We start from the raw sequence: 749 nt of genomic DNA on the forward strand, positions 1-749 counted from the left end.
TACTTACATTAAACGTTTCGGTCTTTGTTTTAACCTCAATAACAGGATGGCGCTTGTCACCATCGACCGCAAAATTACCATTATCGTCGCTAGTCGTAATACCAATGTGGTTATTTATTTTGACATTTGCTAATGGTAAACCAGCGTGATCTACAAGATGACCAAATACGGTTATCATCTGCTTAATCTTAGGCTTTATTTCACCTACGCTTCCTGGATATAGGGTGTAACTTTCAGTACTTTGCATAATCTGATAACTATCATCGGAATCTCGACTATTACGAACACTAACCTTGTAAGTATTATAGCTAGGGACAGAGACTAGATTTCGGCCAGATGAAAGGGGGTATGCCTGATCATTCAAGACAACTTCTAAGTCCCCCGTTGTAATATCTGGCACATCAACGACCAATGCAGCATCACCAGCACCACTTCCCGCAGCGACACCATTGCCTGTGAGCGAAAATACGCCATGATTAGCAAGAGATATGCTTGAGCTACCATTGCTGCCGTCAATAGAGATTGATCCCTGGCCATAGCGACCAGCATAATCTAGATATGCACCTAAACGACTACTTTGCTGACCATCTACCATCGTTGTTGATGCACTTGCAGCTGCATAATTGACCAAGTTATCTTCAAACGATTTTCCTACTTGTAAATCAAGTTCACGCTGATTTCCTTGCTGGGAGAGTCCTAGTTGAAAGTCTGTTGATAAAGGCAAACTAAAGTTCAATGTTGCATAATAT

Annotated in this window: 1 protein-coding gene; it reads right to left on the minus strand. The window is 41.4% G+C overall.

Features of this window, described 5'->3' with window-relative positions:
- On the minus strand, positions 1–749 hold a 749-nt coding region (locus LG31_RS20730), incomplete at both ends, for a CS1-pili formation C-terminal domain-containing protein (protein ID WP_152598244.1).

Source organism: Aeromonas lacus (assembly GCF_000764665.1).
Lineage (GTDB): Bacteria > Pseudomonadota > Gammaproteobacteria > Enterobacterales > Aeromonadaceae > Aeromonas > Aeromonas lacus.